General features: G+C 53.4%; 18 protein-coding genes. 6 read left to right on the top strand and 12 right to left on the bottom strand.

Annotated elements, in window-relative coordinates; genetic code table 11:
* Positions 1-47 precede the first annotated feature (47 nt).
* The 11 genes from BMX45_RS24925 to BMX45_RS24875 form a co-directional block, all read right to left on the bottom strand.
* On the bottom strand, positions 48-1,367 hold the full coding sequence (locus BMX45_RS24925; RefSeq protein ID WP_090912772.1) for a response regulator: 1,320 nt from the start codon (positions 1,365-1,367) through the stop codon (positions 48-50).
* Entirely contained in the window at positions 1,367-3,199 is a 1,833-nt protein-coding gene (locus BMX45_RS24920) for a sensor histidine kinase (protein ID WP_090912769.1), read from the bottom strand. Before BMX45_RS24920 ends, BMX45_RS24925 begins: the two co-directional genes overlap by 1 nt.
* Positions 3,200-3,501: 302 nt before the next feature.
* Complete coding sequence (locus BMX45_RS24915) at positions 3,502-5,367, bottom strand: SLC13 family permease (protein ID WP_090912767.1); 1,866 nt, start codon at positions 5,365-5,367, stop codon at positions 3,502-3,504.
* 362 nt (positions 5,368-5,729) lie between these two features.
* Entirely contained in the window at positions 5,730-6,992 is a 1,263-nt protein-coding gene (locus BMX45_RS24910) for an SGNH/GDSL hydrolase family protein (RefSeq protein ID WP_090912764.1), read from the bottom strand.
* Between the two features lie 74 nt (positions 6,993-7,066).
* The gene (locus BMX45_RS24905) at positions 7,067-7,402 is read right to left on the bottom strand and encodes a hypothetical protein (protein WP_090912763.1); all 336 of its coding nucleotides are present in this window, start codon (positions 7,400-7,402) and stop codon (positions 7,067-7,069) included.
* A 180-nt stretch (positions 7,403-7,582) separates the two neighbouring features.
* Positions 7,583-7,849: a hypothetical protein gene (locus BMX45_RS24900; protein WP_090912761.1), complete on the bottom strand. Its 267-nt coding sequence runs from the start codon at positions 7,847-7,849 to the stop codon at positions 7,583-7,585.
* Between the two features lie 65 nt (positions 7,850-7,914).
* Complete coding sequence (locus BMX45_RS24895) at positions 7,915-8,778, bottom strand: inositol monophosphatase family protein (protein WP_012819032.1); 864 nt, start codon at positions 8,776-8,778, stop codon at positions 7,915-7,917.
* 263 nt (positions 8,779-9,041) lie between these two features.
* Entirely contained in the window at positions 9,042-10,043 is a 1,002-nt protein-coding gene (gene uvsE / locus BMX45_RS24890) for a UV DNA damage repair endonuclease UvsE (protein ID WP_090912759.1), read from the bottom strand.
* Positions 10,040-10,357: a hypothetical protein gene (locus tag BMX45_RS24885; RefSeq protein WP_009591113.1), complete on the bottom strand. Its 318-nt coding sequence runs from the start codon at positions 10,355-10,357 to the stop codon at positions 10,040-10,042. Before BMX45_RS24885 ends, uvsE begins: the two co-directional genes overlap by 4 nt.
* Positions 10,358-10,455: 98 nt before the next feature.
* The gene (locus tag BMX45_RS24880; RefSeq protein WP_012819030.1) at positions 10,456-11,550 is read right to left on the bottom strand and encodes a D-alanine--D-alanine ligase; all 1,095 of its coding nucleotides are present in this window, start codon (positions 11,548-11,550) and stop codon (positions 10,456-10,458) included.
* 45 nt (positions 11,551-11,595) lie between these two features.
* Positions 11,596-12,618, bottom strand: coding sequence for an amidase domain-containing protein (locus tag BMX45_RS24875; RefSeq protein WP_009591119.1), 1,023 nt, complete (start codon positions 12,616-12,618; stop codon positions 11,596-11,598).
* Positions 12,619-12,945: 327 nt separating this feature from the next.
* Between BMX45_RS24875 and acnA the strand changes: the two genes are divergently transcribed.
* Positions 12,946-15,663 (top strand): aconitate hydratase AcnA, encoded by a 2,718-nt coding sequence (acnA, locus tag BMX45_RS24870; protein ID WP_090912757.1) that lies wholly within the window; start codon positions 12,946-12,948, stop codon positions 15,661-15,663.
* 181 nt (positions 15,664-15,844) lie between these two features.
* The gene (locus BMX45_RS31445) at positions 15,845-16,000 is read left to right on the top strand and encodes a hypothetical protein (RefSeq protein ID WP_175495199.1); all 156 of its coding nucleotides are present in this window, start codon (positions 15,845-15,847) and stop codon (positions 15,998-16,000) included.
* A 236-nt stretch (positions 16,001-16,236) separates the two neighbouring features.
* Here BMX45_RS31445 and BMX45_RS24865 read toward each other — a convergent pair whose 3' ends face one another.
* Positions 16,237-16,977 carry an IclR family transcriptional regulator gene (locus BMX45_RS24865; RefSeq protein ID WP_009591105.1) on the bottom strand — a complete coding sequence of 247 codons (741 nt, stop codon included), beginning with the start codon at positions 16,975-16,977 and terminating at the stop codon, positions 16,237-16,239.
* A 221-nt stretch (positions 16,978-17,198) separates the two neighbouring features.
* Here BMX45_RS24865 and BMX45_RS24860 point away from each other — a divergent pair, with 221 nt between their 5' ends.
* The 4 genes from BMX45_RS24860 (at position 17,199) to BMX45_RS24845 (ending at position 21,588) form a co-directional block, all read left to right on the top strand.
* A complete protein-coding gene (locus BMX45_RS24860; RefSeq protein WP_090912756.1) occupies positions 17,199-18,191 on the top strand; it encodes an alpha/beta fold hydrolase in 993 nt (330 codons plus the stop codon).
* Positions 18,192-18,353: 162 nt separating this feature from the next.
* On the top strand, positions 18,354-19,532 hold the full coding sequence (locus BMX45_RS24855; RefSeq protein ID WP_090912754.1) for a Fe-Mn family superoxide dismutase: 1,179 nt from the start codon (positions 18,354-18,356) through the stop codon (positions 19,530-19,532).
* Positions 19,533-19,956: 424 nt separating this feature from the next.
* Entirely contained in the window at positions 19,957-20,241 is a 285-nt protein-coding gene (locus BMX45_RS24850) for a hypothetical protein (protein ID WP_090912753.1), read from the top strand.
* Positions 20,242-20,313: 72 nt separating this feature from the next.
* Positions 20,314-21,588, top strand: coding sequence for a Tle-like phospholipase domain-containing protein (locus tag BMX45_RS24845; protein WP_090912752.1), 1,275 nt, complete (start codon positions 20,314-20,316; stop codon positions 21,586-21,588).
* The last annotated feature ends 17 nt before the right edge of the window (positions 21,589-21,605 follow it).

Raw genomic sequence — 21,605 nt, 5'->3', positions numbered from 1 at the left:
CGGGGAGCCTTCGAACATGTCTAAAACTATGTGAAGTATGACGGATCTTACTTCTTTAGCTCGCTTGGGCTGACGCCGTAGTATTTTTTGAAGATTTTGCTGAAATGTTCCGGGGATTCATACCCCACCCGCTCGGCTATCTCGTACCGGCGGAGATCCGTGTTCAGGATCAATGCCCTGCTCTCCTCCATTCGCAGCTTCACCACATACTCCCACAGGCTGCTGCCGGTATATTTTTTGAACAGGTAACTCAAATAGTTGGGGCTCACGTGATTGTTCTTTGCTACATCGTGAATGGTCAATCCCTTCTGGCGGTAATGCTCATCGATATATTGCCTCGTATTCTCCACGATCCGGTTGCTCTGGCTCGAAAGCACCTCCTGCGACGTCTCCTGGGCATAATTGTGCCAATTGAAATCCCCGTAATAAAAGACATGGAAATCATGCAGCTGCTCGCTCCACAGCATCGCTTTGTCTGCCTGGCGGCTGAGCACGCTCAAGAATTCCCGCCCCCTCAATATTTGGCTGATGCCCACGGTACAGCTCCGTTTCAGGTGCAGCTCCACATGGTGGTGCAGACTCCGGCCGATCATCTCCAGGTGGTGGATTTTCCCGCTGGCGTTCTCCTCCATTTCCTGCTCGCTCCATTGAAGGATGATGTTGACGTCCCGTTCCGGCGAATAGAACACTAAGGTGTGCGGCTCCTGCTCCAGCAGCTCCTTGGCGATATTCAGCGCGGCATATTGAATCAGGTGTATATCATGACTGGAAAAAGAAGCGCTGCGCTCTTCCGCCAGGCCCAGTTTCATCTTGATAACGGCAAAATAGGGGCCGACCAGGCCCAGCTCCGACTCGTCGGGACCGACAGCAGCCGATGGATCCGGCTCCCTGGCGAGTCGCTCGTTCAGCCGCTCTATTCTTTCGGACGGCGGCTCCTCCATCCGGAAATGCTCATTATCGGCCATAAGAAACGGCTCGACCTGGGGAGCCGGCCGGTCCATCTTGAGCAGCACGCTGCGGACCGAATCCAGAAACTGCTCGCTGTTCAGCGGTTTGATCAAATAATCCTTGGCTCCGAGTTGAAGCGCCCGCTGCGCATATTGAAATGTTTCATGGGCTGAAATAATGATTGTCTGTACCCAAGGCTTCACGATCTTCGCCTGCTGCATCAGCTCAATGCCGTTCATCTCGCCCATCTGGATATCGGTGACCAGCAGGTCGATATCTCCCATCCGTATGTAGTCCAGCGCTTCCTGCCCGCTGTAGGCCGTGGTTATGTCATCGATGGCAAGGCCCGAGGACGTTAACAGCCCTGCCAAGCCCTTGCATATCAAAGGTTCGTCATCTACCACCAAAATGTTGTACATCAGGAAACCTCCTGTCCGGTTGCTGTAATGGTTGCTGCTTCTGTTCGCGGTATCGTGATCGTCACGCGGGTTCCCCCTTCTTCCCCGGGTTCATACTGCAGCCCGTAGCAGCTGCCGAAATGCAGCCGGATCCGCTCCTGAATATTGCGGATGCCGTAGCCCAGCGAATGATCGGGTGCATCATCATGGAGCAGCCGGTGAATGGACTCGTAGTTCACGGGGCGGAAGCCGTTATCTTCAATGACGATCCGGCATCGATCACCCTCCAGATGACCCGATACGCGGATCATTCCGTCCTCGCCCATATTTTTAATGCCATGAATGATCGCGTTCTCCAGCAGCGGCTGCAGCGTGATCTTCGGCACATGATTCGCCAGCAATGCCTCGGGAACGTCCCAGCGGATCGTAAACTGATAATCATAACGATTCAGTTGGAGATTCATATAAGCCCCCGCATGCTCAAGCTCTTCCCCAAGCGTGATAAGATCCCGGCCCCGGCTGAGACTGATCTTCATCAATTTGGATAAATCCTTGATCATTTCGGCGGACTCGGTATTGCCCTCCATCGTGCTCTTCCAGTAAATGCTCTCCAGGGTGTTGTACAGCAAGTGGGGATTGATCTGCTGATAGAGCAGCTGCAGCTGCGCTTCCTTCTGCTTCAAATCCATATTGTATTTGTAATGGATCAAGTCATTCAGTCGGCGGGCCATGTCATAGATCGTGGAGATCAGGACGCTGACTTCGTCTTTTCTGCGCCGATAAGGAGTTTCCGGTACGACGTTTCCCGGTTCGTACCTCCTCACGAAATGCGCCAGCTTCTGGAGCGGCGTCATCAGCGACTGCCAGAAGTAAAAGACGATAATGAGGCCCACGGCAAAATAAGCGACGGAAATGACCTGTATGACGCGCTTCATCTCGCTTTGCTGGGCAAGCAGCGTTTTGACGGGCACCTTGTAAACCAGCTTCTGCTGGAGCACGTAATTGTAATCGATGACATAGATGAAATCCGACGTGATCACGTCCATGACGCCGATCGTGGAATGGCCCGGATCCGCTTCGGGCGGCAATTCCAGCTTGCCCGCCGTGCCCTGTACCGACGAGGTCAGGATATTATCGTCCCAATCCGTAAAATACAGCTCCCCATCCGGAATCGAGACCGTCGACAACGACTCGCCGATCCGCGCGTCCAAATTGGTGACCAGCAGTACGCCGATGGTACCGCCCCGATAGATATTGTTAACGGCCCGCACATAGCTTAAAGTCTCTTGATCCTGGCGTCCTTGCACCGGCGGCGACAGATTGGCCATGCGCTTCAGATACCCGTTCCCCTTCATGGCCACGGCTTCATCGAACCAGGCGGGTTTCTCCTTCTCGTCGGAGAAAAAATATACCCCTGCTTTTCTGCGGTCAGGGTAATACGGGGCAAAGAAGTAGCTGTTGTCCGGGTCGTACACATAAAGCGAGTAATAGACCGGTTCACGCTCATCCGTTTCTTGAGAGAAGGAAATCAGCATCTTTTCGAGCCGCTCGTAATTTTTGACGCGTTCCAGTACGGTAACCTCGGCAAAGGGATCCAGCTGCTGGATCTGCGAGTTCTGGATGACCGTGGAGGTTACTTTGTTAACGGTTTCAATGTCACGGTTAATCAGCTTGAAATTTTGTTTGTTCAGTTCGATATAAGCATTGGTCACATGGCGCTTCAGGATCTGACCGGCCATGGAATTCCCGTAGGCGTTCAGCCCGAATAACGGAATGACCAGCACCAGGAACAGCAGAATCATCTGCTGTTTGATGTTCATGCGGCCCAGCGGATTTTTGAAGCGGTTCTTCATCGGCTCTTGCACCTCCGGCTTTATCAAGCATAGCAACAATCCAGCGGGATCAGCGTAGTCATTTCTACGGAAATGATGCGCATTTTTACGATTAGGCAGGATGTCCTAAGTGGATGTATTAGCCCTGCGGCAGGCGATTTCCTGCAAAAGGGGCAGGAGCGTCTGGCGGGAGTCGATCTGTCGAGGTATGAGGAGTATTGACCGCCCGTCTTCCACGCTATCTACCCTCAAAATGGAATAACACCCGCATGCGCGATCCTCATCGGATTGAACATGCGGGTGTTAGGTGCCGGTTCCCTTTTTTAAAACGGAAAGAACAGCGGCAGTACCGCCATCATGACGAGCCCGATCGTCAGTTGAAGCGGCAGGCCGACCTTCACGTAATGGCTGAATTTATAACGTCCTGCCGACATGACGAGCGCGTTGGGCGGCGTGGAGAACGGGGACGCAAAACACATGCTTGCTCCAATCGAAACGGCGAACAGAAACGGATACGGACTGGCTCCCATCTGGATCGCAGCCGATAACGCAATCGGCGCGAATAATACCGCGCAGGCCGTATTGCTGATAAACAGCGTTAGCAGCGAAGTGGTGAAATACACCCCTGCCAGCAGGGCAAGCGAACCATAGCTGCCCAGGGAATGAACCAGCATATCCGAGATCAGCGTGGCGGCTCCCGTCTTCTCGATGGCAATGGACATCGGGATCATCCCTCCAATAAGGACGATGCTCTCCCAGTTGACCGTCTTATAGGCTTCCTCCATGTTGCGCACGCAGCCGAACACCACCATCAACACTGCGGCAATCATCACGGAGGCCACCGCCGGAATCCATTCCGTCACGAGCAGGATCACCATCAGCAGCATGATCCCCGCCGCGATCGGCGCTTTGTGATCCATCGTCAATTTGCGCGACTCCTCTGCAGGCTGCCCCACCACCACGACATCCGTCTGCTCCGCTGCCAGCAGGGCAATGTCCTTCCACGTGCCCTGCACGAGCAGCGCGTCGCCAAAGCGCATTTTCTCTTCCTTCAGATGATGCAGCAGATACTGTTCTTTACGCTGGATGCCCAGAATGTTCACCCGATACTTCTCGCGGAATCCCGAATGCTTGACGAGCCGGCCGATCAGACGCGAGGACGGCGTCAGCATCACCTCCGCAATGCCGACGTCGCTTGTGGCGTACTGCGACTCTTCGGCATGTTTACGATGCTCGGGCACACCCTGGTCCAGCATGACAAGCCCGTATGTCTCCGCAAACTCCGAGGCCCGCTCGAATGGACCATTCACGTACAGAATATCCTCTTCCTCTATCACGGTCCCGGGACCTGCGATCTCCTGGTTGATCGTTTTGAAGAATTGATTCTTGGCCGACATTTTACGGCGGATTTCAATGATGTTGATTTCGAACCGTGCCGGAATATCCAGCTCCCGCAGCGTCTTGGAGCGAATGGAGGAATCGGCTCCGACCTGAATCCGATACAGGTTCTGGGTCAGCCGATACTGCTTGGCCAGCTCCCTGAGCGAGCGTCCGCCCTGGTCCCCCGTTCTTCCTTCTTCATTGCTGGGAAGATAACGGCGAAGGAACAATATCGCGAGAATCCCGGTTGCCAGACACACCAGGCCGATCGGCAGAAAAGCAAAAAACGACAACCGTTCGTACTCTGCGTTAATCAGCGTCTCCTGAATCACAAGGTTCGGCGGCGTTCCGATCAAGGTGAGCATGCCGCCCAAGCTGCTTGCAAACGCAAGGGGCATCAGCAGCCGCCCCGGATTGATCTCAGCGCTGTATGCCAGACTGACAACGATGGGGAGCATCACCGCTACCGTGCCCGTATTGCTGACGAATCCGCCGATGAGCGACGTCACCAGCATGATCATGATCAAGAGCCGGGTCTCGCTTCCTCCGCCAAGCTTCAGCAGCTTCCCGCTGGCCATCTTGGCCAGCCCGGTCTGGAAAATGCCGCCCCCCACAACAAACAAACCGATCATCATGATGACAACCGAATTGGAAAAGCCCGACAGGGCTTCAGCCGGACTTAAAATGTCCGTTAGCATAAGTACCATCAACACGCCGATCGCGACCAAATCCGACCGCACTTTTCCCGACATGAACAATACGGATGCCGCGGCCAAAACAGACAACGTAATGATCATCGGTCCATTCATTCCTTGATCCCCCTATAATGCCATATCTATGTTTCTTCCAAGATTCGACATTCGATAAGCCTTTCCCTGCCCATTTCACGGATCTGCCACTTTCCGGTCCGGAGCGGGCGGCCAATCTGCGCCAACGTCACACCACCCATTCAAGGGAAATGATGTAGTATTGTAACACCTGCCGGGAGCATCTCATGTTAAAAACGTCACAACCCTGTGTGCAAATCTCTAGACGATATCCCCATCCGATCCTCTATCGCACCGTCGACCATAACGAGGGAAAAAAAAGGATTGCTCTCGTAGGCCGTCACGGGGAAATCACAAAAAAAGCTGCATCGGCTCCTTCCAGCCGGTGCAGCTTGCTCATGGAATTACAAATTGATGAATGCGGTACGCAATTTGGAACTGTACTGAACGTCAAAGCCCAGGCCGGATGCAATCACGGCGAGCGGCACGTAGGTTTTATCCTCTTTTCCTACCTTGTGCAGGAAAGCCGGCGTATCGATCGGTACGGCCGTTCCGTTGACTTGAACGGTTTTGTCGCCGATCTTCACCACGACCGTCTGGTCTCCGAAAGTAATCGTTGCGCTGGATGTTTTATTCTCCCATTTGGTAGTCGCCCCCACGGCGTTTACGATGTCTTGTATGGCTACGTAATTCAGGTTGTCGCGGAGGATCGGCTTGTAAGGCGTATTCAGCTCCTGCCCTTTCACGACGATGCGCATCGGCTGCCCCTCATTTTGAACAGGAGGTTTCTGATAGCTGCCCCAGATCGTCTCGGCAAACACGCTGGCCATCGTTTCATATCCGTATTGGTTCGGATGGATGTCATCCTTCAGGATATGGGTCATCGTCAGCTCGGAGCCCACGAATTTCTTCGCGACATGCGCTACCTTGATGTCTACGCCCTGGCTTGCAAAACCGCCGGCCACCCCGTCCACCAGCTTCGTGAACTCACCGGATGCCGCAACCAGTTTCGCGTACGCGACTTCATCGGCGATTTTGGGAACCGGATTATACTGGTCGGCCACGACGATCGCGGCATCCGGATTCAAGGAATGCAGGCCCGTAATGACGGATGACACGTTGTCCTTATAGATCTGGAACAGTTCCTGCATCTTGGCTTGCAGCTGCTCATCGCTTAACGTTTCCACGGTGCTGACAAGACTCATCATGTCATTGCCGCCGATCGTAATGGTGATCAGATCGGCTTCGGCGATCATCGGCTTGGCTTTCGCTGCATCGGCGCCGATCTGCTTGGTCCGCGGATCGATGCTGCTGAGTCCCGGCTGCAGCTCCTCCGGCGTGATCGCCCGTTCATCCAGGACGGCCTTAACGTAGTTGTTCAGCCCGTCGGTCTTCAACCCGCCGATCCCCAGATTCGTGACTTCGGTCCGGCCATGGAACAGCCCTTGCTCATACAACCGGTCAACAAAACCGTAAGGCTTGCTGTTCAGATCCATTCCCGGCTCATACCCGACGGTCAGCGAATCCCCCAGCGCTACGATACGATATGTATTCTTAGCTGCAGCCTCATCGGCATAAGCCGGCGCAACGCCCGGTCCGACTAGCGCCACCGCGAGCGTCAAGCTGCCGGTTACTGCCGCCAGCCCCTTCTTCCATTGTTTGAACATGATTTCACTCCCTTAACGTCGAAAATCTTGATACAGCCTTATTTTACCACCACCACCAGGAGAATGGTACCGGATCAAGTCGGGCGATACGGCTTCATGTGAAGATAAGCGAATAGATAGCCTATGGAGGTAACTCCAAACCAAGCAAATATCCCTGGCGTGCCTGCCATATACAGTCTTGGCAGTATCGACCATCCAAAAGCAATCAGCAGCAGCAATCTGTACGAATACACCATCGCAATCAACGCCAAGCAGCCCGGCAGAAAGAGCATAATGAACGTATTCAGGGCCGGACTCCAGTTCATAACGTCCGTGTACGGATTAAAGATGATAAGTATGCACCACAACAGGATGGAACCCATGCCTGATAATCCTGCCAAAAAATGAGAAGCCTTCAGCTGAACCCGCATTGATCTCCCCCCCCCCTATATGGACAATGTCGCACATCCTGACTCCGACATGCACCGTCATGAAGAGTCTTATCTTGATTGCTGCACAAAAAAATGGACAGCCCGTTTCATGCTGTCCATTCCTGATACCGAACTAGGATGATGTTAGGCTCCAATACCGCAATATTCCTTGAAGCGCTATCACACGTCTTTGCCTGAATCCTCAGGCTTATCCTTCTTAACCGCCTTATTGATATACTTGTCATAGCGGTCATCCAATTCCTTTGCCATGCTACGGTATTTGAGCGTCTCCTCCACGATGGGATCGAGCTGCGTCTGAATCCGGATCTCATATTTCGGAGAGAGCAGCCTGCGCTCCTCCTTCTCCCGATCCTTCTTCTCCATTTCACCGTCCGTTAACATCTCGCTGAGCTGGCGCTCCAAATCCTGATCCGACTTCTCATTCATCGTACGCACACTCCTTTTATCAAGCGGTTAATAGTGAACGGCATTCCTCTGCGGATGGTGACCGTTTAGCGGACCAAAGCCTCGCCCGCATCTTTTAGCGTATCCAAAAAACGCTGATGAATCAACCCGTTGGTTGCCGCTAAATGACGCACCGACAGATCGTAGGGCCGTCCTTCCGTATCGGTTACTTTGCCGCCGGACTCCTGAACCAATAGCGCGCCCGCGGCAACGTCCCAGGCACTCAAGCCGTGCTCCCAGTATCCGCTCAGCCTGCCGGCCGCCACATAAGCAAGATGAAGCGCGGCGGAACCGCCCGCCCTTATATTGCGTACCATCGGCAGCAGCGCCTGAAGCTCCGCCATGTTGAGCGGCAAGTTGACCTTGCTGTCCAGCGGGAAGCCCGTGGCCAGCAAGCTGTCCGACAATTGCTCCTCCGTGGAGACATAGGTCGGATTGCCGTGAACGTAAGCCCCTTTGCCTTTTTCCGCCACGAACAACTCGTCCCGGGAAGGGTCGTAGATAACGCCGACAATCACTTCTCCATGATGAGCCAGCGCGATGGATACCGAGTAAAACGGAAATCCGTGAACATAGTTCGTCGTGCCGTCCACAGGATCGATAATCCAAAGATACTCTTCGTCTTTGGCTTCCTCAAGCGCCTTCGCATAGGCATCCGTACCCGGGGCAACCCCTTCTTCTCCCAGGATCGCATGATCCGGGAAGTGCGTCAGGATCAGCTTGCGGATCATCTGCTCCGCGCCTTTGTCGACCTCGGTTACGATATCCTGTGCCGAAGACTTGGTGCTCAGCTGCTTGACGGTGCCCAATTTGCTCTTAATCCATTCTCCCGCTTTCGCGGCGCAATTAATCGCAACGGCGGTATAACTCTTACTGCTGACAACATAAGGAATCTTTTCATTCTCGTTCAAAGCACTCACTCTACTTTCTATATAAATCTAGTAATCTTGGAAATCTCTACATCCTATTCCGTCATTACGGCAGCCGAAAGGGCAGCCACGCGAAAATTCCGCCTATTTCAATAAAAGTCCGTCCTATGCTGTGCACCTGAATGCTTGGCGAGAACGAACTTTTTAGTCCAATGTCATTATCTTAAGGGGAATCCCTGTTTGGCTACTTCCAACGTAACCCAAAACCCATCAACTTGCAAGTGTTAACAAGCTCAACTTATCGGTTAAGGGTTCACTTCGATGGAAGCGCCGTCGAGTATGGTAATGCCCTCTTCCGTATAATTTCCCAGATCCTTCATCAGGTCAAACAAGGCGCCGTCCTTCATCTTCGCTTCGATCATCACGTCCACTTTCGGCGTAGCCCCGGCAATATTCCTTAAAAAAGCCAGCAGCGGCACGACATCCACCCCGTCCGCATGGCTGCGGATATCGGTCTTGCTCTTGGGGCTGGAGACATGAATCTTAGGCGGGAGCGGCTGCGCCGGCTCCGAATCGGCCTGCGCCAGCGGCGTCTCCCAGGTGCGAAGGATATCCGGCCACAGCTCCCAGGGCGCCTCGCCGTCGTTATTGACCCACTGGTGATGGATGTCCAGCACCATCGGCAGCCCGGTCTGCTTGCATACGGCCAGCGTTTCCTGGGCTGTAAAGGTTTTATCGTCATTCTCAAGGGTCAGCCGTTCCTTGATGTGCGGGTCAAGCTCATGAAAATGTTCAACGAATCGGGCGGCTGCCGAAGGCTTGTCCCCATAAGCTCCCCCGATGTGAATGTTATTCTTCATGGAAGCAGGAAGCTCCATCGCCTGCAGCATGCGGACGTGCGACTCCAAGTCGCGAACCGAATTGACCAGCACTTCGGGACGCGGCGTGCTCAGCACCGTGAAATGATCCGGATGGAAGGAAACCCGCATCCCGTGTTTTTTCACGAATTCCCCAATGGCCTGAAAGCCTTCCCGCAAAGCCGGGAACGGGTCCCAGTCCCGCATGTCATTATGCGTGGACAGGGGAATCAGCTTGGACGAGAAGCGGTATACCTTGATATCGTGAGCCGCATTATGCTTCAGAAGCCGTAGGGTATTATGTAGATTCTCATTCGCGATCCGCTCCAGTTTGTGCAGGCCGGCCTCACGGTCATTCAGCTTCATGAAACTCTTCATCGTCATCGTCTTGGAAGGAGAAGCATTCTGCACGACCGTGGACATGGCCACATAACCGAAACGGACAATCATGCATGGTCTCCGAAGAACATCTCGTGCGCGAGCGCGGTCTGTACGCGCGCTTCCTCATCCGTCAATTTGCGGATGAGCTGCAGCTCGACCGAAGTGACCTCCCGCCCCTGGAAGTTGATCTCCGATACGCATGCGGTGATCAGGACGATGGCCACCGCCCGGTTATCCGGCGTATAGGCAATGACCTTCTGTCCCGTCGGAAACACCCGGAGCCCGTCCTTCAGCATTTTCCCGCGGCCGTATTCCAGCAGCTCGTAGAGCTCCTGCTCGCTTTTAAACTTACAAACGGAATTGAACTCGGTTTGAAATCCCATATCATGTCTCTTCCTTTCATCCCAAAATATTAGACTCAAGGGGAGCCGTAATGAATAGCGCGGACTCCCCCTGGTGTTTCATATCCTATTGTGACGGCTTACGCCTGGTTCTCATAAATCAGGGATTGCTTGCGATGGTACCGCTCAAGGCCCAGCTCGATCATCCGGTCAAGCAGCTCGCGATAGGAAACGCCCGTCTCCCGCCACAAGAGCGGGTACATGCTGAACGGCGTGAAGCCCGGCATCGTGTTCACTTCGTTGATCAGTATCGCACCGTCCGAACGGCGGACAAAGAAGTCGGCGCGGGTAATGCCCCCGCCCTCAATCGCTTTGAAGGCGGCAATGGCCAGGTCGCGCAGCCGATCCGCCGTATCCGGGTCGATCTCGGCCGGAATTTGCATCTGCGATTGTCCATCCGTATATTTGGCCGCGTAGTCATAGTATTCACTGGAAGAGACGATTTCACCCGGAACGGACGCCATCGGCTCGTCATTGCCGAGCACGCTGACCTCCACTTCGCGCGCATCGACGAACTCTTCAACGATGATCTTGTCATCGAAGCGGAGCGCGGATTCAATCGCTGCCTTCAGCTGCTCCCGGTTCTTGGCCTTGGAAATCCCGACGCTCGAGCCGAGGTTAGCCGGCTTGACGAAACTCGGGAATCCGAGTTTGTCCTCGATGTTCTTGAGCACTTCATGCTGGCTCCGCTCCCACTGGGTGCGGTTGAAATAGCAGTACTCGCATTGCGGCAACCCTGCCTGGGCAAAGAGCTTCTTCATGACGACTTTGTCCATCCCGGCAGCGGATGCAAGCACGCCGGTTCCCACGTAAGGGATGTCCGCCATTTCGAACAGCCCCTGGATCGTCCCGTCCTCGCCGAACGTCCCGTGAAGCAGCGGGAACATAATATCGACCGCCTGATTCTCTTCCCCGTACAGTCTGCTGAACACGGCGTTCAGCGCCGTTTGCGTGCCTTCCCCTTCGGCCAGCTTCAATTCCTCCTGCCGGGCGAAAGGAGCCGACATCTTGCTGCCGATTCTCCAGGTTCCCTGCTTTGAAATATAAAACGGGACAATCTCGTATTTATCAAAATCAAAAGCGTTCATGACCGCGAATGCCGTGGATAGCGACACCTCATGCTCGCCGGATTTTCCCCCATATACTAAACCAACCGTCAATTTATCCTGTCCCATGTTAACCTCTCTCTTGTCCGTATTGCAGCATGACATGCTGTCATCTTAAAAATAATCGGGAATATGGTAAAACCGGTATTCGGTGTTATCGTTCCAAGCATAGGAATCCCGGTAGTCCCAATAGCGGTGGCGGCTCGATACCGTATGCGCATTAACCAGCGGCATCCCGCCCGCGTCAAACGCCGTCACGATGGTGCTGTGCTGAAACGCGCCGTCGCCGTCCCAGTCGTACACGATGACGTCCCCCAGCATCAGCTGTTCGGGACGCTCCACCCGCTCGGCCCGAAGCCCCGTGGTACTGGCATTCAGATAATGCGCGAAGCTGTTCGACACCGCCCAGCTGTAGCTCCACCACTCCCGTTTGTTGACGTATCCCTTGTACCACCATCCCGTTTCTCTTTTACCAGTATAGTGGATTGGGGCTTTGCCTGCAAAGAGGCACTGGGAGATATAGTTCGTGCAATCCACGTCGAATTCCTCAAACTCCGGATTCCCCGAATCCCACCAACGGTCGGCATAGGCAGCTGCGGCTTCCCGTTCGTAACGTCCTGATCGCGGACTGCTGCCAGCGGCGTATACGCGTCCGTTCATGAAAGGAGTGGACGGCTCCCTTCCGGCCGCGTCCGAGCCTGCTCCCGGAATATCGGCCCTTTGCAAAGGATGGCGTTCATCCTGCAGACGTTCAATACCGACGATCAGCCAGGCATCCCCGTCCCGAATCAGCGTCAGCCGTTCCCCGACAACCGTGTCTTCCCGATGCGTCATCCCTCTTTTTTCATAATAAAAGACGCTGTGGAGCCGCACGTCGGCGACTACATCATCCTCCGTTTCCCTCAGGATGCGCTGAAGACGGGCACGGGTCTCGCTCTTAAGCGGCGTTGCCTCCCGCTCCGCATACCACGATTGCAGGCGAAACTGCCTCTCTCCTCTCTCTACCAGGTAGTTCAGGTCCGCCACAATTTGCTCTTTCAGGCCTGAGGAATAGTCCACGCGATTTTGGTTATATTGATTGACGTAAATATATAGAGCTTGCTTCCAAGGCTTCTCGGCTTGCTTCAAACTGTTCATCCTCTCTCCTCCTCTAACCTTGCCATTCACGCCGTTCCCTATCACAACTATATGAAGCAAATCTTCAGGCTATGAACTTCGGTCAAGAGAATGCAGAAACGCGGGTTTGCACGCGGGATTGCAGCGGCTGCTTTCGGTAAGAAAACAGGCTTGTTTTCATCTTTTTGAAATGCGTTTCTTCTATAAAAAATGCTTTACGCGGGGAGTTGAAAACGTTATACTTAAAGTAGTCAATTTATGAAATTAGGTTTCATCTAGTGAAACCAAAAAGGATTTAACCCTAACTGTCTTTATTCGATTTATGAAATGACTTAAGGAGGTTCATCAATGCCAGCAAAGGATCAATTCTCCATCTCTCGCAACCTAGAGGTGGGCGGTAAAAGTTACCGCTATTTCAGCCTGCAGGCGCTCGAAGAGCAAGGATACGGCAGCGTGTCCAAGCTCCCTTTCTCCATTCGGGTGCTGCTTGAAGCTGCCGTTCGCCAGTTTGACGGACGCGCGATTACCGAAGATCACGTAAAACTCTTGTCCAAGTGGAACGAAGGACGCGACAACAACAAGGAGATTCCGTTTATCCCTGCCCGTATCGTACTGCAGGACTTCACCGGCGTACCCGTTGTCGTAGACCTTGCAGCCATGCGCGACACTGTAAAAAAATCCGGCGGCGATCCTAAACAGATCAATCCGCTCGTTCCGGTCGACCTCGTTATCGACCACTCCGTCATGGTCGACGCTTTTGGTACCGACCAAGCGCTTGAAACGAACATGAAGCTTGAATTTGAGCGCAACGAGGAGCGTTACCGTTTCCTCCGCTGGGCTCAAACGGCATTCAACAACTTCCGCGCGGTTCCTCCGGGAACAGGTATCGTTCACCAGGTTAACCTGGAGTACCTGGCTTCCGTTGCGGCTACGAAGACCGTTGACGGCGAAACGCTGGTCTTCCCTGATTCCCTCGTAGGCACGGACTCCCATACAACCATGATCAACGGTCTTGGCGTTGTGGGCTGGGGCGTCGGCGGCATCGAGGCGGAAGCCGGCATGCTCGGCCAGCCGCTGTACTTTGTCACCCCTGAAGTTATCGGCTTCAAGCTGACAGGCAGCCTGGCAGAAGGCGCTACCGCGACTGACCTTGCCCTCACGGTAACCGAGCTTCTCCGCAAGAAAGGCGTCGTAGGCAAATTCGTAGAATTCTACGGTCCAGGCCTCGCCAACATCAGCTTGGCTGACCGCGCAACGGTTGCCAACATGGCTCCGGAATATGGCGCTACGATCGGCTTCTTCCCGGTTGACGACGAAACGCTGGCTTATCTTCGCAACACGGGCCGCTCCGATGAGCAGGTTGAGCTTGTGGAGAACTACTATAAAGTGCAAAACATGTTCCGTACGGCCGATACGCCGGACCCTGAGTTCTCCGACGTAATCGAACTGGACCTGGCTTCGGTTGTGCCGAGCTTGGCCGGACCGAAACGTCCGCAGGACCGTATCGAGCTTACCAGCATGAAACAAAACTTTAACGACATCATCCGTACGCCGATCGATAAGGGCGGATATGGACTCAGCGACGAGAAAATCGCAGAGACCGTTAAAGTTAACCATAAAGACGGCTCTACCAGCGAAATGGGTACGGGTGCGGTTGTAATCGCGGCCATCACCAGCTGTACGAACACGTCGAACCCAAGCGTTATGCTCGGCGCAGGCCTCCTGGCCAAGAAAGCCGTTGAACGCGGACTGAAGAAGCCTGGCTATGTGAAGAGCAGCTTGACACCGGGCTCCCTCGTCGTAACCGACTACCTGGAAAAAGCCGGTCTCCTGCACTATCTGGAATCCCTTGGCTTCTACGTGGCAGGCTATGGCTGCGCAACGTGCATCGGTAACTCCGGTCCATTGCCGGATGAAGTGAGCGAAGCGATTGCCGACAACGACATGACGGTAGCTGCCGTATTGTCCGGTAACCGTAACTTCGAAGGCCGCGTGCATGCTCAAGTCAAAGCCAACTACCTGGCTTCGCCGCCGCTGGTTGTTGCTTACGCCCTGGCAGGCACGGTGAACATCGATCTTCAGAACGATCCGATCGGTTACGATCCGAACAATGAGCCTGTGTATCTGAAGGACATCTGGCCAACGAGCGCGGAAATCCGCGAAGCGATCGGCCTGTCCGTCAGCGCTGAAGCATTCCGCGCCAAGTACGAGAACGTGTTCACCGCCAATGAGCGTTGGAACAAGATTCCTGTGCCTGAAGGCGAGCTGTACGAGTGGGACGATCAATCCACTTACATTCAGAACCCGCCGTTCTTCGAAAGCCTGGGCAAAGGCCTGAACGACATCCAGGACATCAAGGAAGCGCGCGTGCTGGCTCTCTTGGGCGATTCCGTTACGACGGACCACATCTCTCCAGCGGGCAACATCGCAACGAACAGCCCTGCCGGCAAATATCTGAGCGATCGCAACGTGGAACGCAAAGACTTCAACTCCTACGGCTCCCGCCGCGGTAACCACGAAGTCATGATGCGCGGTACGTTCGCTAACATCCGGATCCGTAACCAGGTCGCTCCAGGTACGGAAGGCGGCGTTACGACTTACCTGCCAACGGAAGAAGTGATGTCCATCTATGATGCATCGATGAATTATCAAGCAGGCGGACAGAACCTGATCGTTATCGCAGGTAAAGAATACGGTACGGGAAGCTCCCGCGACTGGGCGGCAAAAGGTACGTATCTCCTCGGCGTCAAGGCTGTACTGGCTGAAAGCTTCGAGCGTATCCACCGCTCCAACCTGGTGGGCATGGGCGTTCTGCCGCTCCAGTTCCAGGAAGGTCACGGCTGGAAGAGCCTCGGTCTGAACGGCCGCGAGACATTCAATATTCTCGGCCTCAGCAACGACGTGAAGCCAGGCCAGGAATTGACGGTTGTCGCTACGCGCGAAGACGGAACCCAATTCGAGTTCCCAGCCATCGCTCGACTCGACAGCATGGTGGACGTGGATTACTACCATAACGGAGGTATCCTCCAAACGGTACTGCGTCAAATGATCGCATCGAACCAATAAAGCATTCTTCTAGGCGATTTGACCTTAGTCAAAAATCCCCATCATCCGCGCATGGATGATGGGGATTTTGTTGTTTCCCGGTACTTTTTTCCTGAATACTGGATATTCCGTTTCGAATTAGGCCACACAGGTTAATGGGTACACAACATTGCGGAAACCCATATCCAGGAGGAAGGTACCGATGATCAAAATACATACGATGGCTTCGTTCCACTATCAATACCAGCCGCCGCACCCGGTGGCAGCGCCTAAGAAAGAAGAAGCGACGGACAAACCTCTGACCTTTCAAGAAATCCTTAATCAGAAAATGAAGGAAAAGAACGTGAAGCTGACCTAAGTTGAACTTGCCTGTGACATACTGAGCTGCAGCGGTAAAAGGACCGTTCCCCGGATCACCAAGATCATGGGGGACGGTCCTTTTCCATCCTGATAAGAAATATCACCTATGGCCGAGCCTTCTTTGAAAATGGACAGCGTTTGGACGGTGTTATTTCGGGCGGCTGTATCACACGCAGCCTCCCGGTCATTCAATAACTTATAGTGATGCTGTCTCTGATCCGGCAATAGAATAAATTAAATCATCATTCCCATTTCCCGTGCCGCTTCCATCAGAATTGGCGCATGCTCGCGAAGCGTTTCGGCCGACAGGCGGGTTACAGGCCCGGACATCGACAACGCGGCGGCGACGCGGCCGCTGCGGTCGAAGATCGGCACCGATACGGCAGCAGCTCCAGGCTCGCGCTCTTCGATGCTGATCGCGTAACCGTTCTCCAGTATTTCCGCCAGCTGCTGCCGGTACGCGTTCTTATCGACCGCCTCCGGCCAATCCGGCGCATTCAGCAGCTCCTCCTGGTCCGCCTCAGGCGCAAAGGCCACAAGAACCTTGCTGGACGCGCCCACCGAGAGCGGCAGCCGCACGCCGACCTGGGCGACCCGGCGGATCCCCTGGTTGCTCTGAACCGCTTGAATCCGAAGACGATCCGAACCGTCCCTTAAATACAGACTTACCGTTTCCCCAAGCCGATCCCGCAAAGCCTCCATCGCCGGCTGAAGGCGAATGGCAGGGTCGTCGCTTTGGGACAGATGCATCGACAGCTCCCATATTTTCAAGCCGAGCCGGTATTTCTCCGTCTCTTTGTTCCGCACAACGAATCCTTTGTCTTCCAGCGTTGTTAGCAGCCGATGGACGGTGCTTTTATGTAATCCGATAAGGGAAGAAATCTCCGTGAGAGCAAGTTCGCCATCCTTCGTAAAACACATCAAGATATCAAGGGCCCGCTCTACGGCGCGTACCGTTAATTTGCGGTCTTCCATCCCGATCAGCTCCTCTCCTGTTTCATTGTATGAAACCTGGTTACAAGAATTATATGAGAATTCTTCTCAAAAGTAAACCATGGGGACAGGGACTTTACAGTTGTCTTACAATCTATGGTTTTGCATTGACTTTATAGGCATCCGGGCATACGATTATTATAATTTCAACTTTTTCATGTTCACGAAACGCACTCATACTATATGGTAAGGAGGGGCCACTTATGAGCACTACGACTGGTAGTAATGCCCCACTCTCCCAATTGAATGACGCGCCTGCCGAGCTGTCCACGGGCTTGGTTCGTCTAAAGCATATTATATTAGCGCTGTTATTATCTGTCGTTTTTTTCCTCGTTTTCTGTTTTATTGCGCTTCATGCCTATATCGCTTGGGTTTTGTCGAATCCGACGGTGGCTCCGCTCTATTCCAATCCCAAGCTTGCGAAAGATATGAATTACGAGAATGTCACGTTCCACTCCATTGACGGGAAACGAAATATCAATGGATGGTATATCCCGGCTGAGAATTCCTCGAAAACCATCGTGCTCAGCCATGGTTACGGCGCCAACCGGGAGGAAACCTGGGTGCCGATGTACGATATCGCCCACTACGCGCATAACATGAATTTCAATGTGCTCATGTTTGATTACGGTTTTGCCTCCCAGACCAGCAAGGAAGTGGCGACCGGCGGCAAGGAGGAGAAACGCCAGCTTCTTGGAGCCATTGAGCATGTGAAGCAGCGCGGCGCGAAGCAAATTGTCGTCTGGGGGTTCTCCATGGGGGCCGGCACCGCGCTGCAGGCAGGGCTTGAGACCAAGGACGTGGATGCCATGATTCTGGACAGCGCCTTTTTATTGGAGCCGGACACGCTTTACCACAATATCCACAACCAGATTGATCTCCCCCGTCATCCTTCGCTGGAGATTCTGGAGCTGCTCTTCCCTGTGCTTAACGGCACAAGTCTGGACCAGATTCCGTACAATGAGGTGAAGAAGCACGATTACCCGTTCCCGACCTTGTTCATCCACGGAACGAAAGACGATAAGGCTCCTTACCCGATTGCCGAGAAAATCGCTTCCAACCAGACGCATGCGGATTCCGATTCCTGGATTGTAGAGGATGCCCATCATGAGCTTATCTTCCGCGAGCACCCTAGGGAATATCTGCGCAAAGTATCGACCTTCCTCGGCAAACTCGAAACGCCGGACGAACCCTGAGGTGTTCATCAGTGGTTTATATAGCGAAGAGACCGTGCCTTTCATGATACGATTCTACTCCCCTGCTGCCTGATGCAGCGGGGGTTTTTATTTTTCCTTCATAATACAGGCCGCCAAATGAATATAGTGTGTTTAGTGAACCTGATACTGGAGGGAACGGACATGTTATTTCATTATGGAGCGAAGCTCCCGGTGCGTTTACTGGAGGAAATTCGCTTTTGGAAGCATCAGGAGAGAAAACACATCGCGCTGATCAAAGCCGTGTTGCCCGGTCTTGAGCCGGTCTACGTGAAGATGCTGGATCAATGGGCCCTCGTGTTCTCCGACACGGAGAAGGCGACAGACGAACTTCTACGCCATATTCTAAGTTATAATGCTTCTCCCACGCCTCAAATGCTGGCCCAGATCGAGCAGCTCTTGCGCGCTTCCTGCGAGCAGTCCAGGGAGTTCATTCGCCAGCTGCACAGCCTAAAAGAGAACAGTGAAGCCGTTCAGAAAGTGCCGCTTGCCGGTACGGTCCTGCACCATGTGATTCGGGAGTCCGAATATTTCCTGAATGCACTCGAAACACTGAACGCCGCCGGAGCGCTGGAGAGATTCATGGACGTGGATATGCCGCTGCAGTCGATGACGCTGCACGAGGCCACGTCTCCTCCGCCGTCTACTCCCGAAGCCGAGCTGTCCATTCAAGGCATGGGAGACAGCGGCGGCAAGGCTGTGCCGATTGGCGGACACCGCCTCCCTCCACTGCCTTACGCTTATAATGCGCTCGAGCCTTATATCGACGAGAAAACCATGCGGATTCATCACGACATTCATCACCAAAGCTATGTCGACGGCTTGAACAAGGCAGAGAAGAAATTGGAGGAGGCCCGAAAAAGCGGCGATTTCGAGCTCGTGAAGCACTGGGAACGCGAGCTTGCGTTTCACGGTGCCGGGCACTATCTGCATACGATCTTCTGGAACATCATGAACCCGCGGGGCGGCGGCGAACCGGGCGGAGAGCTTGCCCAGCAGATCAAGAAGGATTTCGGAAGCTTCGATCGATTCAAGAAGCATTTTACCGAAGCAGCAGACAAAGTGGAAGGCGGCGGCTGGGCGATCCTCGTCTGGAGTCCGCGCAGCCATCGGCTTGAAATTTTGCAGGCCGAGAAACATCAAAATCTCTCCCAGTGGGACGTCGTCCCTCTCCTCGCCCTGGATGTATGGGAGCATGCATATTACCTTAAACATCAAAATAAACGCAAGGATTACATCAACGATTGGTGGAACGTGGTCTACTGGCCGGAAGTCGCAGAGCGTTATAAGCATGCCAGCAAGCTGAAATGGAAACCGTTTTAACTTTCAGTCCGGCATTAGCTGCTTCGGATTGGTTAATATTGGGTATAAAGTCGATAGCCCTCCTTACTTCCTTTATGGAGGTTAGGGAGGGCTTCCCTGTTCAGAGGAGTGCTTGGTCATGCGCCCGGAATTCAACAGGATTATTCAAGCTAAGGAGTAACCCAACCGTATTGTTAGGTCTTTTTTACCACATATCTGGTTATTTATTCGGTTGAACGCTACCATATGCTGGATTATGATATGACAGTAAGCTTGGTACGCAGCCTCAGCATTGGTCTAAGGCAACAACCGAAAGATCCGGCGTGCCTGTGGGAGCAGGACATCACGACTGAAGGGATGGGTCAGTGTGAACAGTAGGTTCAAATCGCGTATTTTCATTTTTGCTTTTGTATTCATTATTCTAATTGTTGGAGGATGCCAGCCCGTGAACCATAATCAAAACGAAGCCACTGCAAACGGCAGCTCGGACGAGGTTATAACAAAGGCGAAAACCACGGCCGTTGAGTATTTTAAGGAAAAATACAATTTGGATGTAGAGATTACCAAAGAAGAGATGATGCCTTCGATCGTAGCGGACAAGGTCAACCTCGAAGGGTATGTCGTGGATCATCCTGAACAAACCTTTAAAATATCCGTAGATTTCAACACAGGCGAAACGTCCAATTTCGTGATGAACCCGGAGCTTAGAAAAGCTATTAAGGGCGAGTGATGGGCCTATGTTTCTCTTTGCAATAACCATAGGCTCTGAACCTGATAGATCGCGTTAAGGGAGGGAATATATTTGAGTTCACCGCAAGTGGATGACGAGACATACCGACTCATGTCGGAAGCGGCATATCTCGATCTGAAAAAAGAAGATACCGTTGAGGACCTGCCGGGATGGGAGGTTCTTGAGGACTATAAGAGCAACAGCATATCCGGTTTTGACGCGGTAACTTTCTACAATAAGGAAACGAACCAGGCCGTCATCGCATACCGCGGCACCGAAGCAGGCAGAGATTTATCCCATGCTCTCCCCGATTATCTGGCCGACGCGGATATTGGCATTGAAGAGATCAAACGAAAAATCCCGGAGTTTCGGGCTCCTTGGGCCGACCATGTAGACAAAGTCAAAGAAGTCACGGGCATTAACGATGTCACGGATTGGTTCGGCGAACAATCGAGGAAAATCGATAAGAAAACGGATATCTTGGGCACCAATCAGTTGTATCAAGCTGAGGATTACGCGCTGGAAATGAAGGAGAAGTACAAAGGTGTTGATTTTTCTCTTACCGGTCATTCGCTTGGCGGAGCCAACGCGCAATATGCTGCCGCTTATACGGGCATGTCGGCTGTCACCTTCAGCGCCCCGTCCGTCATCGGAAGCCTCTCCCCTGAAGCCCGAAGAAAGGCTGAGAATGGGGAATTCGATTCTCAGATCATTAATTTCGCCCATCCCGGCGACATTATTGCCAGCGGTGCGCTCGGAGGTTACGACGGTCACGTCGGCTCTACCTATTACATAGACTCCAGTTACAAAGATGCGAATGACGGGCTCAGCATCAAAGAAAAAATCGATAATACGCTAGGAGGCCCCAACTATCACCAGCTGGACCGCTATCAGTTCGAGAATGGTTACATTTCGAACCGTCTGTATGACGGCGCTACCGGTAAAGCCGTGGATTCGCCCAGAATCCCTTCCCATAGCGACCTCTTGTTTGGTCTTGGCGGGCCGTTGAGCAACTTGGGCTTAGGTTTAGGCAGCTCGCTGGGAGCCATGGCCGGATCGGCAGGAGGCTCCTCCGGCACCATCCAGGTTACCCCTGCCGAGCTGCGAAGCGTAGCCGAGAAATGGAGAGCCCACGCCCATCAGAGCGATGCCGAAATGCAGGGAATCCGGCAGCGTCTCTCCAAATACATGTTCTCCAGCCACAGCCGGCGTCTGCAGCCGATCGTCCAGCAGCTGGATACATCCATCATGTCGATGAGTCAGTGGCATCTGCAGCATACCACCGACATCGTGCAGTACATTAAATTCAAGGCGGATCTGTTTGAACGTACAGATAACAGCGGGTAAACATCTATTAGCAATCA

It is taken from the genome of Paenibacillus sp. cl141a, assembly GCF_900109305.1.
GTDB lineage: Bacteria > Bacillota > Bacilli > Paenibacillales > Paenibacillaceae > Paenibacillus_AQ > Paenibacillus_AQ lautus_A.
This window is presented reverse-complemented; position numbering and strand designations above follow the sequence as displayed.